The organism is Granulicella aggregans, assembly GCF_014203275.1.
GTDB lineage: Bacteria > Acidobacteriota > Terriglobia > Terriglobales > Acidobacteriaceae > Edaphobacter.
Window position 1 is genome coordinate 757,583 of the sequence record NZ_JACHIP010000004.1, and the last position, 21,707, is coordinate 779,289.

Genomic DNA, 21,707 nt, shown 5'->3' on the forward strand with positions numbered 1-21,707 from the left:
GCGTCTTTCGCGCAGCGGCCACTATAGCCGAGGATCGATCGGCTCCTCTGGTCGACCGGTATCCGGCCTTGCGTTCATTACGCTTTGCGTTGTAAAGTGAAAAGGCATGAGCGACCTTCACGATGCATTAGGCGACATCAGCACCATCCGCAGGCAGATGGCCCTGAATACGCAGTTTCGTGGCTACGGTCCTGCGACGCTTGCCGGAACCGGTGCAGCCGCCATGCTCGCGGGAGTCGCTCAAGCACTCTGGCTGCGCGACGCCGCTCATCACATGAGCGCCTATCTGTGCCTATGGATAGGCACCGCCGTGCTCTCCTCTGCTGTGGCCGGAGTCCAGATCTACACTCGCACGCGGCGGCTGCACTCGGGGTTGTCCGATGAGATGATTCGCACCGCTGTCGAACAGTTCCTGCCTGCGGTTGGTGCGGGGATCCTGATCACCTTCGTTCTGGTCCGTTCTGCTCCGCAGGTTCTGTGGATGCTTCCGGGACTTTGGCAGGTCATCTATAGTCTGGGAGTCTTTGCGTCGTGCCGCTTCCTTCCGCGTCCGATGATTGCTGCCGGTGCCTGGTACCTATTGACCGGCCTTACCTGCCTGGCGATCGGGGATACCCGCTCACTCGCTCCCTGGACCATGGGCTTTGCGTTCGGCGCCGGCCAACTGCTGGTGGCAGGCGTTCTGCTGACTGCTACTCCGGAGAATGAAGATGAAGCCTAAAGTGACGCCAAGCGAAGGACGGTATGCCTATGAGGGGCTGGATCGAGTGATCCATGAGCGCGCTCGCCTCGGTGTACTCACCTGCCTGGTTACAAATCCGAAGGGGCTGCTCTTCAATGATCTGAAGCAGCTCTGCTCGCTGACGGACGGCAATCTCAGCCGTCATTTGAGCGTGCTGGAGACCGAGGGTATGGTAGCCATCACCAAGGGACAGGAGAAGAATCGCCCCCAAACCCTTTGCTGCATCACCGCTGCAGGGAAAGAGCGATACCTGCAATATCTCTCTACGCTTGAACAGGTCATCAAAGACGTGGCCAAGGTTTCGAAAGACAAACCCGCCTCAAGCTTGATGCGCGGTCTTACACCGTCCAAGATCTGAACTCTTTTTTTGCGAGAAACTTTACAATGCAAAGTTTACTATTCACGCCTGATTGCTTTGCGATGCAAAGTGAAATCCACGTAGCGATCATCATGGACGGCAATGGCCGATGGGCCGAGCGGCGCGGCATCCCGCGCATCGCCGGGCATCGTGCCGGAGCTGCTGCTACGCGCCGTGTGGTCGAACACTCGCTTGAGCTTGGCATCCGCTATCTGACGCTCTACGCCTTCTCTGCGGATAACTGGCGCAGGCCCGCGTTCGAGGTGCAGGGCATCTTCTGGCTGCTGCGCAGGTATCTTCGGCTGGAGCGCGACAGGCTTCGATGGAACGGCGTGAAGCTGGAGGTGATTGGCCGCCGCGACCGTCTGCCCGCCTTGCTGCTGAGGGAGATCGAAGATATAGAGGAGGCTACCGCTGAAGGGCAGCGGCTTCATGTGCGCCTGGCGGTGGATTACTCTTCGCGCGAGGCCATCACGCGGGCGGCGCTTGAGATGTCCCGCCTTGCAAACGTGGGTTGTCTGCCGGTTGAAGATCTGTTTGGCAGCTTGCTTACCGGACAACATGGTGGAAGGAACCACGTCGACCTGCTGATCCGGACGGGCGGCGAACAACGCCTTTCGGACTTCCTGCTCTGGGAGTCTCCCTATGCCGAGCTATTGTTCCTCGACTGCATGTGGCCGGAGTTCAACGCGGCCGATCTCGAAGCCGCTCTCAGGGTGTTCAAGCAAAGGGAGCGCCGCTTCGGCGGGGTTCCAGCCTCGTCTGCACAGTGTCCCGCGATGTCCGCTGCTGGCGCGTGATGGCATACCGACAGACATCTCCCGGATAGATGCAGAGGTTCACCCGAAGTAGAACCAGAGAGGAGTTCGCGATGAACAAGATGCTACAGAAGGGCGCAGTAATTGCCGCGCTTGCTTGCGTGATTCTGATCGCGCTTTACATGGTTAGCGGCGTGATCGACGACAGGCAGAAGTACCGTGACACAGCGGTGCAATCCATAGAAGCAAGCTATGCCGGGCCACAGGTCTTGATCGGGCCGGTACTGGTGCGTCCTTATGTCCAGACCACGGAGATCACGGAGACCAGCGACAAAGGAGTAAAGAGGACAAGCGTCCGAAAGCAGGAACTGAGTGCAACGAGCTTTCCCCGGGAGTTGGACATGCGTGGCTCCTTGCTGCCCAGTGAGCGCAGGCATGGCCTGTACAAGGTCGAGGTCTACGAACTTCAGGGGCACTTGAAAGGAGAGTTCGATGTGGTCGACCCCAAGACGGAAGGAAGCGTCGTATGGGGTGAACCCTACCTGGCCCTTTCCGTGACGGATGTGCGCGGAATTATTGGAACTCCCAGGGTGATGGTGAATGGTGTTGAAGAGACGATGCTGCAGGGGGCGCCCGCCACGACCGGGTGGCAACCCAATCTGCGGATCCCTCTACATGGGGTGTCTTCCATGAAGGGTCACCTGGACTTCTACCTGGACTTGAACCTTGCAGGGACCGAGACGCTCAGCATGGCTCCCGTCGGAGATGCCAATCGGTTGGAGCTTCGGTCGGTGTGGAGATCGCCGCTCTTCGCAGGGCAATTTCTTCCGAGAACGCGGGATGTAGCGAGCGACGGCTTTCAGGCGGTATGGGAGGTCTCTTCGCTGGCCAGCGGAACCCAGGCGCAGCTTGAGGCCAATCCGGTAAAGCCGATCGACCTGATGAGTGTGAGCCTTACAACCCTGCTTGATCCTTACAGTCTGAGCAGCCGGGCCACAAAGTACGGCATCCTCTTCGTCGTCATTACCTTTGGCGGCTTCTTCATCTTCGAGCTGATCAAACAACTGCCGATCCACCCGGTTCAATATCTCCTGCTCGGACTTGGCCTCGCGATCTTCTTTCTATTGCTCGTCAGTTTCTCCGAGCGCGTGGCCTTTGGGACCGCCTACCTGCTCGCCAGTGCTGCATGCATCGTCCTGCTGACTTTTTATCTTTCCTATGTCTTGCGAAGCACGACGCGAGGCCTGGGCTTCGGAGCGATGTTGACGAGTCTGTATGCCGCAATCTACGGGTTGCTGATCTCGGAGGACAATGCCCTTGTCCTCGGCTCGCTCATGCTGTTCTGCCTGCTATCCGCAGTGATGTTTGCAACCCGCGAAGTGGACTGGTACAGAGAGGCGAGTGAAGGGCTGCAAGTGAGCCAGGATCGTACCCCCACAGCACCCCCTCCACATCCTTCGTAGGCGTGGCCTGTAAGTTGCCGCAGTGCTGACGTTCAGCATGCTGCCGTGTTCTGAAATGTATGGTTGAAACAGTACGAGGCCAATGGATGAAGACAGATATGATGCAGGTACGTCACCTCCGGGCATGCCGCTTCTGGATCGGCGTCGTGATGGCGGGCCTGATCCTGAGCGGCGTCACGGCGTTTCCTTTGGAGACGGAGCTTCACGCCTTTCTTGGTCTGCTCCAAAGCGGTCCGTTGCGGCCGTTTGCGGATTGGACCCACCTGCTTCCGTGGATCTCCAGGGTGCATGATGCACTCTCCGAGACCAATCGAAACTATCCCTTTCTGGCTTACGGGACGGACTGGCTCGCCTTTGCACATCTTGTCCTTGCGGTGGTGTTCATTGGGCCGTATCGCGATCCGGTACGCAATAAATGGGTCGTTACGTTTGGCCTCATCGCATGCGCGGGAGTATTTCCACTTGCCCTGATCGCCGGTCCCCTCCGGGGTCTACCTCTGGCTTGGCGATTGATAGATTGCAGCTTCGGAGTCTTTGGAGGCATACCGCTGCTGCTCTGCCGTCGACACATCCTGGCTATGGAACGTGAGGATGACCGATAGCTGCCTGCATAACTCCCAGGACCACTGAGGCCGTCGCCTAAGGGCCTTTCTACGCCAACGATATCTCGCGAGTGGGAGTGCTACACTTCCCCCATCGATTTTCAACGAAAAAATACGCTATAAATCCGGCGAGTCCAACTGAGTAATCCGGGGTGGAGTAGATGACTGTGTTTTCCTGCGCTTGTGGAGAAGTTCTGCGTGTTTTTTCCTGGATCTTTCGGGCCATTTCCAGAAAATCCGCGATCACTTTCTCTTTCGCTCTGCTCGTGGGGATCTGCGCCTCCGCCTCCGCGCAGGTAAAGGTTGCGACCACAACAGCTTTATCTGTGAGTACCAGCGCCGGATCGAATGCCACGGTGCCATCCGGGACCGTGGTCACTTTGACGGTCTCAGTCTCCTCCGCCTCAGGCGCAGTCACAAAGGGCACGGTGGACTTTTGCGATGCCGCCGCCAAGTACTGTACGGATATTCACGCGCTGGGCACGGCGCAGTTGACGAGTGCGGGCAAAGCCATCATGAAGTTTCGCCCCGGCATTGGAAGCCACAGCTACAAGGCAGTCTTTGCCGGGACCAATGCCAGTGCAGGAAGTTCTTCCAGCGGATCGGCAATTGCCGTCACGGGGAAGTACGCAACAACTACTTCTATTACCCTGGACGGTTCCCCGGGCAACTACATACTGACCGCCAACGTGGCAGGTGTCAGCAATACACCTGGAACAGCAGCGCCAACCGGCTCCGTGTCCTTCCTCGACACGAACAACGGCAACGCCGTCCTGGGGACAGCGCCGGTTGGATCCGGAACCGCAGGCTTCGACTTCTTCAGTTCGAGCACTTCGACCGTGAAGCAGGAGGCGAACGCCGTTGCGGTTGCGGACTTCAACGGCGACGGCATCCCCGATATTGCGGTGTCCGACTCCAACTCCAGCCAGACGCTACTGGCGATCCTGCTCGGCAAAGGAGACGGAACGTTTACTCCAGTATCGACAAGTCCGACCGTCGGCCTCTACCCGGATTCGATCGCTGTCGCGGACTATAACGGTGACGGAATCCCCGACCTGGCCGTGACCAGTGTCGACGACAACCTGGTAACGGTACTGCTCGGCGTAGGCGACGGCACCTTCACTTCGGCTCCGCAACTGAGCACGGTAAGCACTCCGCAGTCGGTTGCGACAGGTGACTTCAATGGCGACGGCGTTCCTCGCGGTAGTCAACGCCGATTCGATCTTGCTCTTCCTCGGAGCGGGCGATGGCACATTTACCGCGGCACCCGCGAGCCTTGCCATCGGAATGAGCACGACTGCGGTAATGACAGGCGACTTCAACAATGATGGGAAATTGGATCTCGCCTTAGTCAACAGCTGCGGAGACGCCTATCCCTGCAACAACGACGCGGGAACGGTGTGGATCTATCTGGGCAGTGGGGACGGCACGTTTACGAAGGTCCCCGGAAGCCTGACCGCAGGTCCGAGTTCACTAGGCCTTGCGCTCGGAGACTTTAACGGCGACGGCGTTCTCGATCTTGCGGTCACGAACTACGGAGCGATTTCGAGTAATCAAGTCACCGTGCTTTTGGGAAAAGGCGACGGAAGCTTCAATGCTGCGGTCTCTTATTCCGTGCAGGGCTTCAACTCAAAGTCCGCAGTGGTCGAGGACTTCAACGGCGACGGCATCGCCGATCTGGCCGTCGGGCAGTTCTGGCACGGTTTGTTCGGGTATCTGCAAGGAATCGGCGACGGAACCTTTGCGCCCGGGGTCGGGTTCAGCGCAAATGCCCAACTTGGCTCCGGCTACATCGCATCTGCGGACTTCAACGGAGATGGTCTGCCGGACCTGGTGTTGCCGAGCCAGGACGGAAATGTTCCGGTAGTTCTCTCTCAACCCAACGAAACGGTCACGGCAAGCGTAAGCAGCATTGCTCCGATCGGACCCGGAACTCACCAGGTCGCGGCGAGCTACCCGGGCAACAGCAACTACGCTTCCAGCATCTCCGGAACCGTGGCGCTCACAGCAACTCTGAAGCCCCTGGTGCTTTCTGTCGCTCCCGACACTTACTCCACGGTGCAGACGCTCAGCATCAGCGAGTCGATTCCGGGAGCCACCATCTACTACCAAGCCTCCGGGACCACGCTTAATACGAAAGGTCTCGTTCCGTATACCGGGCCTCTTACTTTCGCGAACGGCGGAGGGGAGATTATTCAGGCGTATGCAACCGAGACCGGATATCAGCAGAGTGACTACGTCTATGCGACCTACACGCTAACTTATCCGGCGACAGCGACCCCCGCAATCTCTCTTACGCCGGGATACTATGCGAATCAGCAGTCGGTGACGATCACAGACTCTGATGCTACAGCGAAGATCTACTACACGACGAACGGTGCGACTCCGACTGTAGCTTCGAATCTCTACACAGGGCCGATCACAGTGTCTTCGTCGGAGACCGTGGCGGCAGCGGCACTCTCTTATGGCCGCTCTTACAGTCAAAGCGCCTCTGCGCAGTATGTGATCGGTACTTCGTCCGCATCGCTTATCTACTCCATCGCAGGCACTCGAGTCGCAGGCTACGCGGGCGACGGCGGCCCTGCCACCCTGGCGCAACTCAACTACCCTACATCGCTCGTGAAGGATGCCATCGGCAACGTCTATTTCTCTGACTCTGAAAATCACATGGTACGCAGGATCGCGGCAGGAACGGGCATTCTGTCGGATGTCGTCGGCAACGGGTTCAGCGGTAACACCGGTGACGGAGGGCCTGGCACCAGCGCCGAACTCGGCTCTCCAAACGCTCTGTTGCTGGACAATGGAAGCCTGTACATCAGCGACAACGTCTACCCCGTGATTCGGAAGCTGGACCTGAGCAGCGGGGTGATCACCACATATGCTGGCGGCTCCACGTCGTTGCCCGGGGATGGAGGGCCTGCCACAGCCGCAAACATCGGCAATGTCTTCGGACTTGCAGTGGACTCGTCGCACAACCTCTACCTTGGGGGCAGCTTCAACACGGTCCGTCAGATTAATGCTGCGACAGGAATTATCAGCACCATCGTTGGCACGGGGCAGTATGGTTACTCAGGTGACGGCGGTCCCGCCAGCGGAGCGGCCTTCCGATACATGGGTGGGGTGGCGTTCGACGCCAGCGGAAACCTATACATCGCTGACACGGGCAATGACTTGATCCGCAAGGTTGCGGCGACCGCCGGTGTCATCACCCCATCGAGCGTCATCAGCACGTTTGCGGGCACCACGCCTACGAATTCCATTGCAAACGGCGGCTACTCCGGAGACGGCGGTCCGGCAACCAGCGCGACCCTCAACGAGCCAAGAACCGTCGCCTCCGACAGTTCCGGGAATCTCTTCATCGTTGACGGGTACAACCACGTTATCCGCGAGGTCACCGCATCCAGCGGCATCATCACAACCGTGGTGGGAAATGGCGTTATCTGTGGACCGCCCGGAGACGGCGGAGCCGCGACCAGCGCGTCGCTCTGTTACCCGCAAGGTCTAGCAGTGGACGGCGCTGGCGACATCTATGTGACGGACCTTCTGAATCGCATTCGTGAGGTTGTAACCGCGTCGGCACCCCCCACCGTTCAAGCGGCTACGCCGACGTTCAGCCTGGCGTCGGGGAGCTATACGTCAGCGCAGAGCGTCGCGATCTCGGATTCAACCCCGGGAACCTCGATCTACGTGACGTTCGACGGCAGCACGCCCACAACGGATTTGGCCGGCTATAGCCTGCCCTTGAACGTATCGGGTACGGTAACGCTGAAGGCCATCGCGATTGGCCCTGGACATCTGGTCAGCAGTCCCGCTACCGCGACGTACACCTTCAGCGGATCTTCGCCGGTAATCACCACGGTCGCAGGCACTGGAACCTCAGGTTTCTCCGGCGCGGGCGGCCCTGCGTCGGGCGTAACCTTCGCCGAGCCGAGAGGCCTCGCCATCAACAAGTCCGGAGACCTCTATGTCTCCGACCTCCTGAACAACGTGATCTGGAAGATCGCGGCATCCGCGGGAACAGCTGAGCTGTATGCGGGCACTGGGCAACGTACCTACACAGGAGACGGCGGTCCTGCGGCGAGCGCCGCCCTGAACTATCCAGCTGAGCTGGCGCTCGACAGCTCAGGAAATCTGTATGTAGCCGACAGTGCCAATAACGTGGTCCGCAAGATAGATGCAGCCACGGGAATCATCTCTACGTACGCGGGAACCGGTACTGGCTATTACGGTGCATCCGGCGATGGCGGTCCTGCGACCTCCGCAAGCCTGTCGGGGCCCGCTGGACTTGCCTTCGATCCGGCGGGAAATCTTTACATTGCGGACACCGGCAACAATCGCGTCCGGGTGGTGACTATGGCCACCGGCGTGATCAACACCATAGCCGGGAATGGCAACTATCTCTACAGTGGCGATAGTGGGCCTGCCACCAGTGCCGGAGTGCCGAATCCTGATTCAGTTGCCGTGGACAAGGCAGGAAACCTCTACATCGGCAGCTCGTATGGTGCCAGGATTCGCAAGGTCACAGCCGCTACCGGAGTGATTGACGCGATCGCAGGCTTCGAAGATTTGGCCGGTCAGACCGGCGACGGAGCAAGCGCCACCAGTGCTGAGGTTGCATCGAGAGGCCTTCTGCTCGACTCTGCAGGGAACCTCTATATCTCAAACAGTCCCGGAGAGATTCGCAAACTGAACCTCAGTACCGGTGTGATCTCGGACGTTGCTGGCATCGGCTATCCCGGCTACAGCGGAGATGGCGGTGCGGCGGCCGTTGCCGAGATTGCCTATCCGATGCAGGCCACATTCGATGCATCCGGTAATCTCTACTTTGCCGACTCGTCCTTCCGAGTCAGAAAAGTGACCTTCACTGAGCAGAACACCGCTGCACCATCGTTCAGTGTCGCCGCAGGCACCTACACTGCGGCGCAGACGGTCGCGCTCACCTCCACAACGCCGAACGCCACCATCTACTACACCCTTGACGGCAGCACGCCCACTACCTCTTCGAGCGTGTACACAGCTCCGATCATGGTGAACACTTCGGAGACCATCAAGGCCTTCGCCGCCGCCATCAACTCCAGCCCCAGCGCGGTCGTGAGCGCCAGCTACGTTCTGAATCTCCCGGCTCCCACGCCTTCCATCGCGAGCCTCTCGCCCGCATACGTCAGCACCGGTAGTGCCCAGTTCAACCTCACGGTGAGTGGCTCTGGATTTACCAGCGCGTCTGCTGTCGTCTGGGGTTCATCCACGTTGACTACGGAGTACGTCAGTTCAAGCCAGCTGATCGCCACGGTTCCGGCCTCCGATATCTCCTCCGCCGGCATAGTCTCGGTCACAGTGCAGACTCCCGCTCCTGGCGGCGGCGCCTCCAACGCGCTTCAATTCGAGGTCGACACGGCTGGCTCGTCAACTCCTCCTTCGTTTCCGACCTCTTCCGCTACCGTGTCTGCCGGAGGCACTGCAACCTATCCTGTCACCTTGCCCGCTTCGGCGACAAACATCTCGGTGAAGTGTCTCAACCTCCCCGCCGGGGCTGCATGCAGCTACTCGTCCAGCGCGGGAGCCTTGACGATCACGACCACGTCGACGACTCCCACCGGCACTTATCAAATCACTGCGGTCTTCACGGAGACGTTGCCTGGCGCAGCCCTGGCGTTTCTCTTCCTGCCTTTATTGCTCACTCCGATCGCGAAGGCAAAGCTGCGTCGCAACTCACGGGCGGCTCTATCCCTGGTGATCGTGGGCGTGGCAACAGTGGCTCTCGTTGCAGGATGCTCAAGCGGTGGAGGCGGATCGAGCACACCGCCGCCAGTGACCCATCAGGTAACGAGTTCGGGCACGGTCACCCTGGTCGTCAAATAGGCCATGCCATTGGGCCGCCAAGTTGCAGGTTGCGATGAGGTCGTTCCCGATAAAATCGCTTCATCGAGCGGCGACCTGATAGCGGGAGGGTGCTAGCTTGGAACGATGGTGGCGGAGGTCAATTGAAAGCTCCCGGATCTCTTGTCTTTCGGAATGCCTTGTGCTGGTTGATAGCAGACGCACGTAGAGCATTCGTCCTTGCGGGCCTGTCTTTGCTTCCGCTGGCGGGGATAGCTCAGGCCGCGAAGGATACAGCTCCTGTCTTCGATGCCACTCGTTTGAGCCAACCGGTAGACCTGGGAGGGACCTGGCTGGTGCACGCCGGGGACGATCCTGCCTATGCACAAGCCGGCTTCGACGATTCAGGTTGGACCCCATTCAACTCTCACGCCGCACTCGGGTCGCTTTTTCCGAATACTCACCCCGATATCGTCTGGTATCGCCTGAGGGTGAAGGTCAGCCCAGATCAAGTCGGTCTCGCCTTGAGGGAGCAATCGATCTCGCGTGCCTTCGAGATCTACCTCAATGGGGAGCGCTTCATCTCTTCGGGGCAGGTCGCTCCTTACGCGCCTTATACCAAGGACGCGAATCTGCTGAAGCATATCCCGGACGCAACCTTAGCCATGGGATCGCTGGTGATCGCGATCCGCGTCCACATCGCCAGGACGGAATGGAACAGCACGAACCCCGGGTACTATCCTTCTAATCTCAGGATCGGCCAGGCGGCCGTGCTCCAACAGCAGGACGGGCTGACCATGATTGGGGAAGGCACGGTGGGCTGGCTGGATACCCTCCTTCTCGCGGGAGTAGGCTTCGTCGCCCTGATGCTCTTCGCTGCACAGCGGCGTCAGTCTGAGTACCTCTGGATCTTCGCTCTGGGCTTGATCCGGCTTGCGCAGGCGCCTTTTCAGATCGTCTTTCTCTTTCGCAATGTTCCAGCTGCCTGGGAAGTTTTATCCAGGTCGTTCACTGTTTTATCGCCCATCGCATGGGTGTCCATGTACTTTGCCTTTGTTCATCAGAAGATCGGTTGGAAGTTCCGGATCTATCTAGTCCTCGCGGGCCTGCTGAACGCCTATAGCTCCATGAACGATCTAGTCCCTATCCTGTCCGGCGTATGGGGGTTGGCCGAGAACCTGCCGTTCGTGACCCTTCTTTCAGTAGTTATCCCTGTTGTCCTCATCGTCCACATGCGCCGCGGCAACCGGGAGGCGGGGATATTGCTGATTCCCGTCGTTCTCTTCAGCCTGTATATCTACGCCAAGTTTGGATTGCTGCTGCTCTATCGCATCAACATCCTGCAAGGCTTCGTCTTTAGGGGTCTGAATCTCATCGACAACTATCATGCTGGACCATTTGTGATCGGATTGGATCCGCTGGCGGGCATCTTCTCGACCCTCTCTCTGGCCGTGATCATGGTTCTTCGCGCCACGAGCATGAGCCGTCGGCAGGCGCTCATCGAAGGTGAACTGGCGGCGGCCCAGCAGGTGCAACAGATTCTTCTTCCCGAACACACTGGATCAGTCCCCGGCTTTGTAATCGAGAGCGCTTACCAGCCCGCGCAGCAGGTTGGAGGCGACTTCTTTCAGATTTTGCCGACTGCGGAGAATGGGTTGATGCTCGTCGTCGGCGATGTCGCGGGTAAAGGCCTGCCGGCAGCCATGATGGTTTCGTTGCTGGTTGGCTCTATTCGGACCGCGGCTGAAGATTCGGACGCTCCGGACCTGCTTCTTTACAAGCTGAACGAGCGCCTGGTCGGGCGTTCCGGCGGAGGATTCTCGACTGCGCTTGCCGCACATATTGCAGCCGATGGCACGGTCACGCTTGCCAACGCGGGCCATCTTCCCCCTTACCTGGATGGACTGGAGATCGCGATGCCCGGTGCGTTGCCGCTCGGTTTGGTCAGCGGGATACGGTATGAGACGATGCAGTTCCACCTCGCTCCCGGCAGCCGCATGACGTTTTATTCGGATGGCGTCGTCGAGGCTCAGAATCAACGCAAGGAGCTCTTCGGATTCGAGCGGGGACGAGAGTTTTCGACCCATTCCGCGCAAGCAATCGTTGCAGCGGCGATGCTCTTCGGGCAGTCGGATGACATCACCGTTGTGGCAATCACTCGTGGCCCGGCGCTTGCGACGTAGCGAATACAAGTCAAGATGATACGGAGAGACCGTGACTTGCGACTTTGAGACGCTGGCCGGTTGCGAGTATGTGGCATTCTGCTCAAAGGCAGCCTTCGAAGGTGCCGTTGCAGGATAGAGAAGTTCTGAAGAGTACAGGAGCCATCATGAACAAGGTTGCCGAAGTGATTCCCGCCTATACCTATGGAACGACCGAGATCGCCAAGTCGTCAGTGTCGCTCGATGAGTTGGAGAAGCTCAAGGCTTCGGCGGGATTCACGGCGCAGGACGAGCACTTCCTGCACATGGCGGGAGAGGTGCTGGCGGACCAGACGCAGCAGATCGTAGCGCAGTGGCGGAGCGGGATCATTGCCAGCATTCCGAATCTCGCGCGGCACTCCCGCACGCCCGAAGGAGAACCCATTCCGGAGTATCTGGGGCAGAGCAACCTTCGCTTCCAGCAATGGATCCTCGACACCTGTCTGCGTCCGTACGATCAGGACTGGCTCAACTATCAGCAGGAGATCGCGCTGAGGCACACCAGCCTCAAGAAAAATCAGGCCGATGGAGTCCGATCGACGGCGTTTGTTCCATTCCACGATATCGTCGCCTTCGTTGCTGTAATGAACGAGACCATCAAGCCGTATCTCGCCAGCAAGGGCAACACCGAGGAAGAGGTGGCAGGCATGCATCTCGCCTGGTGCCGTTCGTTGCAGATGCAGATCGCACTGTGGTCAAGGCCCTATTTCGACGCGGCCCAGAAGAGCAGCGATCACTCGATCAATGAGTGGTAGAGACGCAGAACGGGTTTACTTGATCTCGTTGAACTGTTGGGCAGCCAGCCACGCCATCGGTGGTTGGCCGACACGCAGGGAGAACGAACGCGATAGAGCACCGGCGCTCGCGTAACCGACGGATGGGGCGATCATCTTCAAGGGCTCACCTTTTTTCAGCAGGGACTGCGCCACGCCGATGCGCCACAAGGAAAGGTATTCAAACGGAGTCTTCCCCATCGTGGCCAGAAAGCGCGCCGCGAAGCGTGCGCGCGACATCCCGGCGACGTGAGCTAATTCTTCAAGCGACCAGTCTCTTTCGGGCGCGTGATGAATCTCCGCGAGCGCCCTTGAGAGATGCTTGTCCGAAAGCGCAGCCACAATGCCACCCTGTACGAGTTGGGAGTCGATCGCTGAGCGCAGCAACAGCAGCATGAAATACTCTGCCAGCCGATCGACGGCAGCCTGCCGTCCGTCTCTCTGGTCAAACGCCTCTGAGAAGAGCAGGTCGACTGTAGGTGCAAGTCCAGAGACAGCGGAGAGTGGCACAGTCAGTAAAGAGGGAAGCGCAGCGAGCAACGGATTCAGGGTGCCCGCGCCGAAGTCGACGAAGGCGCAGACGATCTCCGCGCCCTCGGTCCGAAACGTGTGCTCGCCCGGCCTCGCATACAGGAGCACCGTCGGCTCTCGGATTACCGTCGGCTCTCCGGTCTTGTTCAGAATGTTCAGTACGCCGCTACGCAGAACGTGCAGATGTCCAACGCTCCTAGTGGCGTGATCGGAAGATGTTCCACATAAATGACCTGAGAAGAAGACCTTCGCCGATAGCGTAAAGTTCGAGAAAAAAGGCGAAAGCCGGTCCATCTGGGATACTCCGGGACAGTTTCGGGATACGCTGGGTGACTCTGAGTATAAGGAATTTCGTCATCATTCTTATGGCACTTCACAATATCCGGGAGGGGACTATGACGACATCTGCAACATCAAACGAAGGCATCACTCCGGAAGAGTACGATCTCGTTGTTCTGGGGACCGGCGAAGGGGCTAAGTATCTAGCCTGGACGCTAGCGAAGCAGGGTGTGCGGGTCGCGTCCATTGAGCAGCGCTGGATTGGCGGATCATGCCCCAACATCGCCTGCCTGCCAAGCAAGAACATCATTCACAGCGCTAAGGTTGCGTCGTACTTCGCGCGTGCCGCCGAGTTCGGCATCGATAGCGCCGGCTACAAGGTGAACATGGCCGGTGTCACCAACCGCAAGCGGTCCATGGTGAAGGCACTCGTGGACATCCACGTTCGCAACTTCGAAACGAGTGGCGTCGACCTGGTGTTAGGGCACGGCTACTTTGTCGGTCCCCGGCTTATCCAGGTAGATATGAATGACGGTACCAAGCGCCAGTTGCGCGGCGCAAACGTCGTGATTGGTACGGGCACGCACGCCACTCTGGACGAGACTCCTGGTCTCGTCGCGGCGCAGCCCCTCACGCATATTGAAGCCTTGGAGCTGGAGACGCTGCCCGAGCATCTGCTCATCATCGGCGGGGGTTACATCGGTCTCGAGTTCGCGCAGGCGATGCGCCGTCTCGGCAGCAAGGTCACCGTGGTGGAGAGAAACACGGCCTTGCTGCATCGCGAAGATCCCGACGTCTCAGAGGCCATGGCGAGCCTCTTCCACGACGAAGACATCAAACTCATCCTCGGTGCCAGCGTGGAAAGTGTCTCCGGCACATCAGGGCAGAGCGTCAGCCTGACCTACCAACAAGACGGCGTGAGTGCCACGATCACCGGCTCACACCTGCTCGTCGCTACGGGCCGCACGCCCAACACCAGCGGCATTGGGCTCGATCTCGCTGGAGTGGAGCTGACGGATCGCGGTTACATCAAGGTAGATGAACGACTGAAGACGACAGCGCCCGGTACCTGGGCTATCGGCGATGTCGCGGGTAGTCCGCAATTCACGCACATCGCCTTCGACGACTTCCGCGTCATCCGCGATAACCTCGCCGGGAAGGACCACGTAACGACAGGCCGCCAGGTTCCATACACGATGTTCACCGACCCGGAGCTGGCGAAGGTTGGGCTCAGCGAAACGGAGGCGAAGGCCAAAGGCATTGCATACCGCCTGTTCAAGATCCCAATGGCCGCCGACCTACGCACGCGCACTCTCTCCGAGACGCGCGGCTTCATGAAGGCTCTGGTCGGAGAGGACGATCGCATCCTCGGCATCACCGTCTTCGGAGTCGATGGTGGCGAGATTATGTCGGCTGTCCAGATTGCCATGATCGCGGGCCTGCCTTACACGGCACTGCGCGAAGCCATCCTGACTCATCCCACTTTGATGGAAGGGCTCATCGTGTTGTTCTCATCGGCACCTATGGTTGTTCCTGGAGCCACGGCATGAAGGCTTATGTAGTCGACACCGCGAACGGACCGTTTCGCGAGACGGAGTTGCCAACGCCGGTACCATCGCCCGGGCAGGTAGTTGTAAGAGTCCTTGCCAGTGGCATCAATCCGCTCGACACCAAGATTCGAGCAGCAGCAGCCGGGCATGCCAAGCAGCCATTGCCCGCCGTACTGGGGCTGGACATGGCCGGCATCGTGGACTTTGTGGCCTCGGATGTAACGTCCTTCGAACCCGGCGACGAAGTCTTCGGAATGGTTGGCGGCGTCGGCGGATTGCAGGGGACATTGGCGGAGTTCGTCACCGGGGATGCAGCCTTGCTTGCGCTGAAGCCGAAGACCCTTACCATGCGGCAGGCTGCGGCTCTTCCGCTTGCCACGATCACAGCTTGGGAGGGCCTAGTCGATCGAGCTGCGGTCCGCGCAGGGCAGACAGTTCTCATTCACGCAGGAGCCGGCGGCGTGGGTTATGCGGCGGTGCAGATCGCTCTCGCGCATGGTGCAAAAGTGTTCGCAACCGTCTCTGAGGACAAGCATTCGATCGTGGAACGCATTGGCGCGGTTGCGATCGACAGAGACTCGCCGGTGGAGGAATACATCGCAACGCACACCAGCGGAGAGGGCTTCGACATCGTCTACGACACGCTGGGCGGACCCGTTCTGGATGCCTCCTTCGTCGCTGCGAAGCGTTACACGGGCCACGTCGTCAGCTGTCTCGGGTGGGGCACTCATTCACTTGCGCCCTTATCCTTTCGCGCGGCCACTTACTCCGGCGTGTTTACGTTGATGCCGCTATTGACCGGGATTGGCCGGGCCAATCATGGCCACATCCTGCAGCAAGCATCGCAACTCGCGGAGCAGGGCAAACTCGCGCCGCTGCTTGCCGAACAATCATTCGGAAAAGATGAGATCGCGGCCGCCTTTGATCTCGTTGCCAAAGGCAGCAGAGGCAAGGTCGTCGTTGAGTTGCACCCAGAGCGGTAATCGAGGACACATCACTGCAGGCTTCGTTCCAGCAAGGCCTTCCATCCGGCAACATCGAGTTTCCAGCAAATCTCAACTTTGCTGGCGGCCTGATTGTTGGACGCCCAGACTGAAGCGTTTCGCTGGTCAGAGGTCACGTTGAGCCTGTCCACGACCGTCATGCCTCGGGTGAGCGAGCTTACGACCTCAATCTGGACGTGATGGCTGCTAGCCTCGAGGCTAAGCGCGGGTTCGAGCAGGACCGCCATGGCGATCGGATCGGGCAGGGATATGCCCTGCTCGCCAGTCTGCGTTTCGAAGGCGCTGGCGGCGGTGCTGTTGCAGCGGATAGCGAACTCGGCAAGAGGAGTGCCTAAAGCAAGAACGCGGGCAATATCCTTCGCATCGAGCACGGCCTCGTCACGCGATAGCTGCCAGCCGATCATCTGTATGGGTAGGCCAGAGGCGAAGACGATGCGCGCGGCTTCGGGGTCGACCCAGATGTTGAACTCAGCCGCAGGTGTGACGTTGCCTTCGCAGCATGGATTCCCGCCCATAATGACGCAGCGGCTGATCCTGGTCGCCAGCGAAGGATCACGCAGCAAAGCCATGGCGAGATTCGTCAGCGGCCCCAGCGTGATGACCTCAAGACCGGCGTGCGAGTGGCTGGCAGCTAGGATTGCGCCGACAGCATGGGTAGTTTCGGCGGTGCGGTGCGCCGGGGCATAGCCATGGTCGCTCAGGCCATCGAGGCCGTGGAACCACTCGGCGGTTTCAAGCTCGCGAAGCAGTGGCTTGGACGCGCCGATATGTACCGGAACCATCGAGCCACAAAGTTCAGCAGTGAACAGAGCGTTACGCGCGCCCTGTTCCACGGAGACATTGCCCGCAACGATGGTGATCGCGACGACTTGAACGGTGGGAGATCGAAGCGCCATGATGAGGGCGACGGCATCATCGGAGGCGGTATCGGTGTCGATAAGAAGCGTGCGTGGCGTCGTGTCGTGATGCAAAGCGAGTTCTCCTAGAGACGCAGAAGGCGGTCGAAGATAAGTTTGAAGTAGCCATCGGAATCGATGGTTCGGAGCACGGTGGCATTGGCAGGCTTGCCAGCCACACTCCACCAATCGACGACGCTTGCTCCAAGCGTAAGCTGGCTGCTGCATTCGATCTCTACGTGAACATGTCGCCCATCGAACAGATTCGGCTGAAGCAGGTAGGCGGTTACTGTCGCGTCGTGGAGCGGACCGCCCGGCCAGCCATACTTGCTGCGATCGAAGCGCTTGTTGAACTCCAGCAGATGATAGAAGGCCGTGCCGACCGGCGTTCCAGCACTCCGCAGAATCTCAAGCCGAGCGTCAGTGATGAGCGCCTGATGTGTACAGTCGAGCGGGATCATCGTGATGGAAGCGCCGCTCGAAAACACGCGTGCAGCGGCTTCGGGGTCGACGTAGAAGTTGAACTCGGCGGCGGGCGTGATGTTCCCCGCTTCGGACATCGATCCACCCATAAGGACGATGCCGGCGAGGTGTTGCGCAAGGCGGGGTTCGCGGGCCATCGCCAACGCAACGTTGGTGAGTGGCGCCAGGCAGCAGAGAGTGACCGCGCCGCTCGGTCGGCTCATCACAAGTTCGACGATCGCGTCTGGCGCGAAGCTGGCCTGCGGAAGCTTAGTGGGGGCGGGAAGGTCGTATCCGTCGAAGCCGGTCCGTCCGTGAACATGCTCGGCGGTGATGAGCTTGCGGACGAGCGGCGCTGCAGCTCCTGCGTAGACCGGAACGTCGGTGCGACGGGCCAGTTCGAGCGCCTTGAGAGCATTACGAGTGGTGAGTTCCACAGGCACGTTTCCGGCCACCGTCGTGATCGCAAGCACTTCAAGTTCGTCCGGAGAAACGAGCGCGGCGAGGAAGGCTACGGCATCGTCGGGCGATGGATCGGTATCGAAGATGACGCTGCGCGGTGTGGTCATAAATTAAGCGAGCTTGCGAATGCCTGTAAGTCGCATCGTGACAAGATAGCCGAGGCCGGTGACGATCGGTGTGACCACCGCAGGCAGAGCGACTACCGGTAGGACGGAGTAGAAGGCGTATCCGAGAACGCACCACGCCATCGCCACAACGTTGACGCCATGAAAGTAGCGATAGATGCCGTGCGGGTCGAAGAGCGCGGGCACGTCGATGTGCATTCGCGCGATGAACAGGTAGTGGAACAGAAGAACTCCGGCAACCGGCGCGAAGAGATTGCCAAGCAACGTCGTGAAGGGAAGAAGGCGGGTCAGCAGCAACGGGAATGCGGAAAGCGTGACGCTCACGATTCCGACGGCGAGCGTGTTCCAGAAACGCCCGGGACGCTCGATGAAGTTGGTCAGCGAGAGTCCGCCGGTGTAAAGGTTCATGACGTTGATGGTGGTCTCGTCGAGCGTGATTACCAGCAGAATAAGAGTCAGCGTGAACCAGTGTGGATCGATGGTGGCCGTGAGCGAGAACGGGTTGGTCTCACGCCCAAGCGATGCGCAAGCCCCATAAGCGCCCAGCGACACCGAGAACGCGGTCGCCAGCAGGCCTGCGAGCATGGTGCCCCACCACATATCGCGGCGGCTGCGCGTGTACCGGCAGAAGTCCGCAGCATCGGTAATCATGGTCAGCCACGCTGCGACCATGCTGTTCAGCCACACAGCGCACAGACCATAGTGCCATCCGCTGTGCTGATGAAACTGCAGAACCGCAGACGGGCGATAGTTTGGCTGGGCCACATGCGCAAGCAGCCAGAACATGTACGCGATACCGGCGATCTTGATTGGGAAGCCATACCGCGACAACTTCTTGAGCCAGTCATACCCGGCGAGGGCGAGAATCACCTGCAGCGTCGCAAGAACCAACCCGGTGAGTACGACCGAAGAATCAGCGCCGCTGACCTGGTGGCGGATGGCGACAACGACGTTGGCTGCGACGATCGTCTGCACCGCGAACCAGTAGGTCGATGCGATCACACGCATGATGGACGGAAGCCACTTGGCACCCTGAATGCCGAAGACCATGCGGCAAGCGACCTGCCCGGTGATGCCGTAGTCAACACCGACCGTGGCCATGATGATGTAGGCCGAGAAGGCGGTCAGGATGCCCAGCGTAGATGTGATGACGGTCGCGCCGAATGAGAGGCCGGATGCGACAGCGAGACCGCCAATGACGATGGTTGAGGGATTGATCAGGAAATTACTGACGAGAAGAAACAGATCGGGCCAGCGAACGGTCTTCAGGTGGTCGGGAACAGGCTCGATGGCAAAGCGTTCAATGCCGCTGGTCGCAACGTCGAGGTTCGGGAGCACGGCCGATTCGATGGGATGCCTCCAGCAGAGGGGATGACGTCATTGCGGCGGGGCGCACGGGGTCTGAATCCAGAGTATAGATGATGCGCCGCTTACACTCGCGGTCTACCTTCAGCCGTTCCCTTGTACCGTCGACGCTCCATGATCATTCTTCGTGACCACCAGGGGCGGCAACGAAACGTAAGCATTGATCTGCGGGTAGAGGTCGTTCATCATGTTGTCGATTCCCGTGTTCTGAAGACTCCGGTTCAACACAGGATAGAAGACCTCCATGGGCCGGATTGGCAGGCAATGCTTGAGGAGCTTCGCCGCTCCAGCAGGGGAGATTGATTGGCACACAGTCCCCAGTGAGCGCTGCAGCCGAAACGCAACCGGCGTGATGGGAAGCCGCATGAATGCCGGTATATTGTCTCTCAGCTTCGCCTGGTCGAAGACCGCTACAGAGTTAGAGATGCCTGGCAGCAAGTCGAAAGCGAGGATCGAGTCGAAGTTCCACCCCCACTGGATGATGTCCCAATCAGCGGGAAGCGAAGCGACGACCTTTTCAGCCAGCGCCTCAAATTGATCATGAAAGATGGCGTCGTCTTCCGCGATCGTAACGAAGCCGCCACTTGTTGCGGCGAGATTCCATTGAGCGAGATGCGACAACGCGCAGCCCAGCGCTCCATCGGTGTAAGTCGGCATCGCATCGGCCAGTATCCCGCCCTCACGCAGCTTCGCCCGGTCGAGCGCATTGCCCTCTACAGCGGGAACGCGATAGACATCCGAGAGATGCTGATTGATCTCAAGGAACGAAGCGAGGCGATCGGTGCTTCTATCGAGATTCATCAGCGATATGCGCATGGTTGTCGTCCGCCGCGACTAGAGGGTTAGCAGGCCATTCTTGGCCGATTGAATAAATTCCGTGATGACGTCGACTACGAAATCAAGCATCGGCTTTGTCAGTCCCGGATAGACCCCGATCCAGAAGACCTGGTTCATTACAAAGTCCGTATTGCTTAGATCCCCGACGACTCGATGCTTGTAGCCCTCATAGGCCGGCTGCCGTAACAAGTTGCCAGCAAAAAGCAGGCGCGTTCCGACACCTTTCGCTGTCAAAGCTCTAGTCAACTGATCGCGACTAAAAGGGGCGTCCACCCTGACTGCGATGGGGAACCCGAACCAGCTAGGGTCCGAGTGTTCCGCAGCTACCGGCAGAAGAAGAAACTCTTCTAAAGAAGCCAGCTGCTCCGATAAGCACTTGAAGTTCTCTTTACGGCGTTCGATAAATTGCGGAAGCTTGGCAATCTGAGAGACGCCAAGAGCAGCCTGCATATCCGTGGCCTTCAGGTTGTAGCCCACATGGCTGTAGGTGTACTTATGGTCGTAGCCGCAGGGCAGCGTGCCTAGTTGCCAGTCGAACCGCTTGCCACAGGTATTGTCTTTGCCGGGCTCGCACCAGCAGTCACGGCCCCAGTCGCGGAAGCTTTCAATCAAGACCTGAAGCGCAGGCGTGTTCGTAAGTACCGCTCCGCCTTCACCCATGGTGATGTGGTGTGCGGGATAAAAGCTCACGGTAGCTATGTCGCCGAAGGTGCCCACCTTCTGTCCTCTGAAAGTCGATCCCAGAGCGTCGCAGCAATCTTCAACCAGCCATAGATTGTATTTTTTGCAAAAGGCGGTAATCGCATCCAGATTAAAGACATTCCCCAGCGTATGAGCAATCATCACAGCTTTTACTTTGGGACTGTACGCCTCTTCCAGCTTTGTGCAATCGATGTCGTAGGTCTGCAGGTTGACATCGAGAAAGACGGGAACCAGTCCATTCTGGAAGATAGGATTGACGGTGGTCGGGAAGCCCGCAGCCACCGTGATGACTTCGTCACCGCGCTTCAATGCGCGGTCACCCAGCTTCGGGGACGTCAACGCGCTCAGAGCCACAAGATTGGCGCTCGACCCGGAGTTGACTAGGCTCGCCGAACGAACACCCACAAACCTGGCAAGCTTGCGCTCGAACTCCTTCGCGAAGCGGCCCGTGGTGAACCATCCGTCTAGCGCGGAGTCCACGACCGAGGCGATGTCCTCTGCGTCGATGACCTTTCCCGAGACTGGAACCGCGGAACGGCCTGGCTCGAACGCGGTCTCAGGGAACGCCTCCGCATGGTATTGAACGGTTAGCTCGAGTATCTGTCTCCGGAGTTCGCTGGCCTTTTCAGTCATGAGTGCCTTAAGGATACATCTTGAATCGCAGGTCGCAGCCATGAGTTCACGCGAAGACATTACCCATTTGGGGGACACACGCACCTTCACAAGCAACATGAATAGACCGACTCCGCGACTATGATGACTTGACGGAGGAAGTTGCGC

The 21,707-nt window shown here is 59.1% G+C and carries 18 protein-coding genes; 11 read left to right on the forward strand and 7 right to left on the reverse strand.

Annotated features, from left to right (window positions below):
- The first annotated feature begins 106 nt into the window (after window positions 1–106).
- The 5 genes from HDF16_RS16885 (at window position 107) to HDF16_RS16905 (ending at window position 3,923) form a co-directional block, all read left to right on the forward strand.
- Entirely contained in the window at window positions 107–721 is a 615-nt protein-coding gene (locus HDF16_RS16885) for a hypothetical protein (protein ID WP_184218937.1), read from the forward strand.
- Window positions 711–1,100 (forward strand): transcriptional regulator, encoded by a 390-nt coding sequence (locus tag HDF16_RS16890; protein WP_184218940.1) that lies wholly within the window; start codon window positions 711–713, stop codon window positions 1,098–1,100. The genes HDF16_RS16885 and HDF16_RS16890 overlap by 11 nt, the downstream gene beginning before the upstream one ends.
- Window positions 1,101–1,162: 62 nt before the next feature.
- A complete protein-coding gene (gene uppS, locus HDF16_RS16895) occupies window positions 1,163–1,900 on the forward strand; it encodes a polyprenyl diphosphate synthase (protein ID WP_184218943.1) in 738 nt (245 codons plus the stop codon).
- Window positions 1,901–1,971: 71 nt separating this feature from the next.
- Entirely contained in the window at window positions 1,972–3,321 is a 1,350-nt protein-coding gene (gene creD, locus HDF16_RS16900; protein WP_184218946.1) for a cell envelope integrity protein CreD, read from the forward strand.
- A gap of 86 nt (window positions 3,322–3,407) precedes the next feature.
- Entirely contained in the window at window positions 3,408–3,923 is a 516-nt protein-coding gene (locus tag HDF16_RS16905) for a hypothetical protein (RefSeq protein WP_246409184.1), read from the forward strand.
- Between the two features lie 49 nt (window positions 3,924–3,972).
- On the opposite strand, the gene HDF16_RS31595 is transcribed toward HDF16_RS16905, so the two are convergent.
- Window positions 3,973–4,278, reverse strand: a complete 306-nt coding sequence (locus HDF16_RS31595; RefSeq protein ID WP_184218949.1) for a hypothetical protein — start codon at window positions 4,276–4,278, stop codon at window positions 3,973–3,975.
- 1 nt (window position 4,279) lies between these two features.
- Here HDF16_RS31595 and HDF16_RS16915 point away from each other — a divergent pair, with 1 nt between their 5' ends.
- The 4 genes from HDF16_RS16915 to HDF16_RS16940 all read left to right on the forward strand — a co-directional run bounded on the left by HDF16_RS16915 (window position 4,280) and on the right by HDF16_RS16940 (window position 12,696).
- On the forward strand, window positions 4,280–5,251 hold the full coding sequence (locus HDF16_RS16915) for an FG-GAP-like repeat-containing protein (protein ID WP_184218952.1): 972 nt from the start codon (window positions 4,280–4,282) through the stop codon (window positions 5,249–5,251).
- On the forward strand, window positions 5,148–9,782 hold the full coding sequence (locus HDF16_RS30725; protein ID WP_348641342.1) for a chitobiase/beta-hexosaminidase C-terminal domain-containing protein: 4,635 nt from the start codon (window positions 5,148–5,150) through the stop codon (window positions 9,780–9,782). The genes HDF16_RS16915 and HDF16_RS30725 overlap by 104 nt, the downstream gene beginning before the upstream one ends.
- A gap of 278 nt (window positions 9,783–10,060) precedes the next feature.
- Window positions 10,061–11,923, forward strand: coding sequence for a PP2C family protein-serine/threonine phosphatase (locus HDF16_RS16935; protein ID WP_184218955.1), 1,863 nt, complete (start codon window positions 10,061–10,063; stop codon window positions 11,921–11,923).
- A 146-nt stretch (window positions 11,924–12,069) separates the two neighbouring features.
- A complete protein-coding gene (locus HDF16_RS16940; protein WP_184218958.1) occupies window positions 12,070–12,696 on the forward strand; it encodes a protoglobin domain-containing protein in 627 nt (208 codons plus the stop codon).
- 15 nt (window positions 12,697–12,711) lie between these two features.
- Here HDF16_RS16940 and HDF16_RS16945 read toward each other — a convergent pair whose 3' ends face one another.
- Window positions 12,712–13,539 carry an AraC family transcriptional regulator gene (locus HDF16_RS16945; RefSeq protein ID WP_184218961.1) on the reverse strand — a complete coding sequence of 276 codons (828 nt, stop codon included), beginning with the start codon at window positions 13,537–13,539 and terminating at the stop codon, window positions 12,712–12,714.
- 101 nt (window positions 13,540–13,640) lie between these two features.
- Here HDF16_RS16945 and HDF16_RS16950 point away from each other — a divergent pair, with 101 nt between their 5' ends.
- Window positions 13,641–15,074, forward strand: a complete 1,434-nt coding sequence (locus tag HDF16_RS16950) for a dihydrolipoyl dehydrogenase family protein (protein WP_184218964.1) — start codon at window positions 13,641–13,643, stop codon at window positions 15,072–15,074.
- Window positions 15,071–16,057, forward strand: a complete 987-nt coding sequence (locus tag HDF16_RS16955; protein WP_184218967.1) for a zinc-dependent alcohol dehydrogenase family protein — start codon at window positions 15,071–15,073, stop codon at window positions 16,055–16,057. The genes HDF16_RS16950 and HDF16_RS16955 overlap by 4 nt, the downstream gene beginning before the upstream one ends.
- An 11-nt stretch (window positions 16,058–16,068) precedes the next feature.
- Here HDF16_RS16955 and HDF16_RS16960 read toward each other — a convergent pair whose 3' ends face one another.
- From HDF16_RS16960 to rfbH, 5 genes are all read right to left on the reverse strand, one after another.
- On the reverse strand, window positions 16,069–17,049 hold the full coding sequence (locus HDF16_RS16960) for a nucleoside hydrolase (protein WP_184218970.1): 981 nt from the start codon (window positions 17,047–17,049) through the stop codon (window positions 16,069–16,071).
- 11 nt (window positions 17,050–17,060) lie between these two features.
- Window positions 17,061–18,005, reverse strand: coding sequence for a nucleoside hydrolase (locus HDF16_RS16965; protein WP_184218973.1), 945 nt, complete (start codon window positions 18,003–18,005; stop codon window positions 17,061–17,063).
- 3 nt (window positions 18,006–18,008) lie between these two features.
- Window positions 18,009–19,361 carry a cytosine permease gene (locus HDF16_RS16970; RefSeq protein WP_184218976.1) on the reverse strand — a complete coding sequence of 451 codons (1,353 nt, stop codon included), beginning with the start codon at window positions 19,359–19,361 and terminating at the stop codon, window positions 18,009–18,011.
- Window positions 19,362–19,472: 111 nt separating this feature from the next.
- Window positions 19,473–20,189 (reverse strand): glycosyltransferase family 25 protein, encoded by a 717-nt coding sequence (locus HDF16_RS16975; RefSeq protein ID WP_184218979.1) that lies wholly within the window; start codon window positions 20,187–20,189, stop codon window positions 19,473–19,475.
- Between the two features lie 33 nt (window positions 20,190–20,222).
- Window positions 20,223–21,560, reverse strand: a complete 1,338-nt coding sequence (gene rfbH / locus HDF16_RS16980) for a lipopolysaccharide biosynthesis protein RfbH (RefSeq protein ID WP_184218982.1) — start codon at window positions 21,558–21,560, stop codon at window positions 20,223–20,225.
- Between the last annotated feature and the right edge of the window lie 147 nt (window positions 21,561–21,707).

Bases quoted from the DNA above. Each gene is read 5' to 3' on its own strand.
- HDF16_RS16955 (WP_184218967.1), top strand. From the start codon at position 15,071: ATGAAGGCTTATGTAGTCGACACCGCGAACGGACCGTTTCGCGAGACG.
- uppS (WP_184218943.1), top strand. From the start codon at position 1,163: ATGCAAAGTGAAATCCACGTAGCGATCATCATGGACGGCAATGGCCGA.
- HDF16_RS16945 (WP_184218961.1), bottom strand. From the start codon at position 13,539: ATGGACCGGCTTTCGCCTTTTTTCTCGAACTTTACGCTATCGGCGAAG.
- HDF16_RS16975 (WP_184218979.1), bottom strand. From the start codon at position 20,189: ATGAATCTCGATAGAAGCACCGATCGCCTCGCTTCGTTCCTTGAGATC.
- HDF16_RS16950 (WP_184218964.1), top strand. From the start codon at position 13,641: ATGACGACATCTGCAACATCAAACGAAGGCATCACTCCGGAAGAGTAC.
- rfbH (WP_184218982.1), bottom strand. From the start codon at position 21,560: ATGACTGAAAAGGCCAGCGAACTCCGGAGACAGATACTCGAGCTAACC.
- HDF16_RS16890 (WP_184218940.1), top strand. From the start codon at position 711: ATGAAGCCTAAAGTGACGCCAAGCGAAGGACGGTATGCCTATGAGGGG.
- creD (WP_184218946.1), top strand. From the start codon at position 1,972: ATGAACAAGATGCTACAGAAGGGCGCAGTAATTGCCGCGCTTGCTTGC.
- HDF16_RS16885 (WP_184218937.1), top strand. From the start codon at position 107: ATGAGCGACCTTCACGATGCATTAGGCGACATCAGCACCATCCGCAGG.
- HDF16_RS16940 (WP_184218958.1), top strand. From the start codon at position 12,070: ATGAACAAGGTTGCCGAAGTGATTCCCGCCTATACCTATGGAACGACC.
- HDF16_RS16965 (WP_184218973.1), bottom strand. From the start codon at position 18,005: ATGACCACACCGCGCAGCGTCATCTTCGATACCGATCCATCGCCCGAC.
- HDF16_RS16905 (WP_246409184.1), top strand. From the start codon at position 3,408: ATGAAGACAGATATGATGCAGGTACGTCACCTCCGGGCATGCCGCTTC.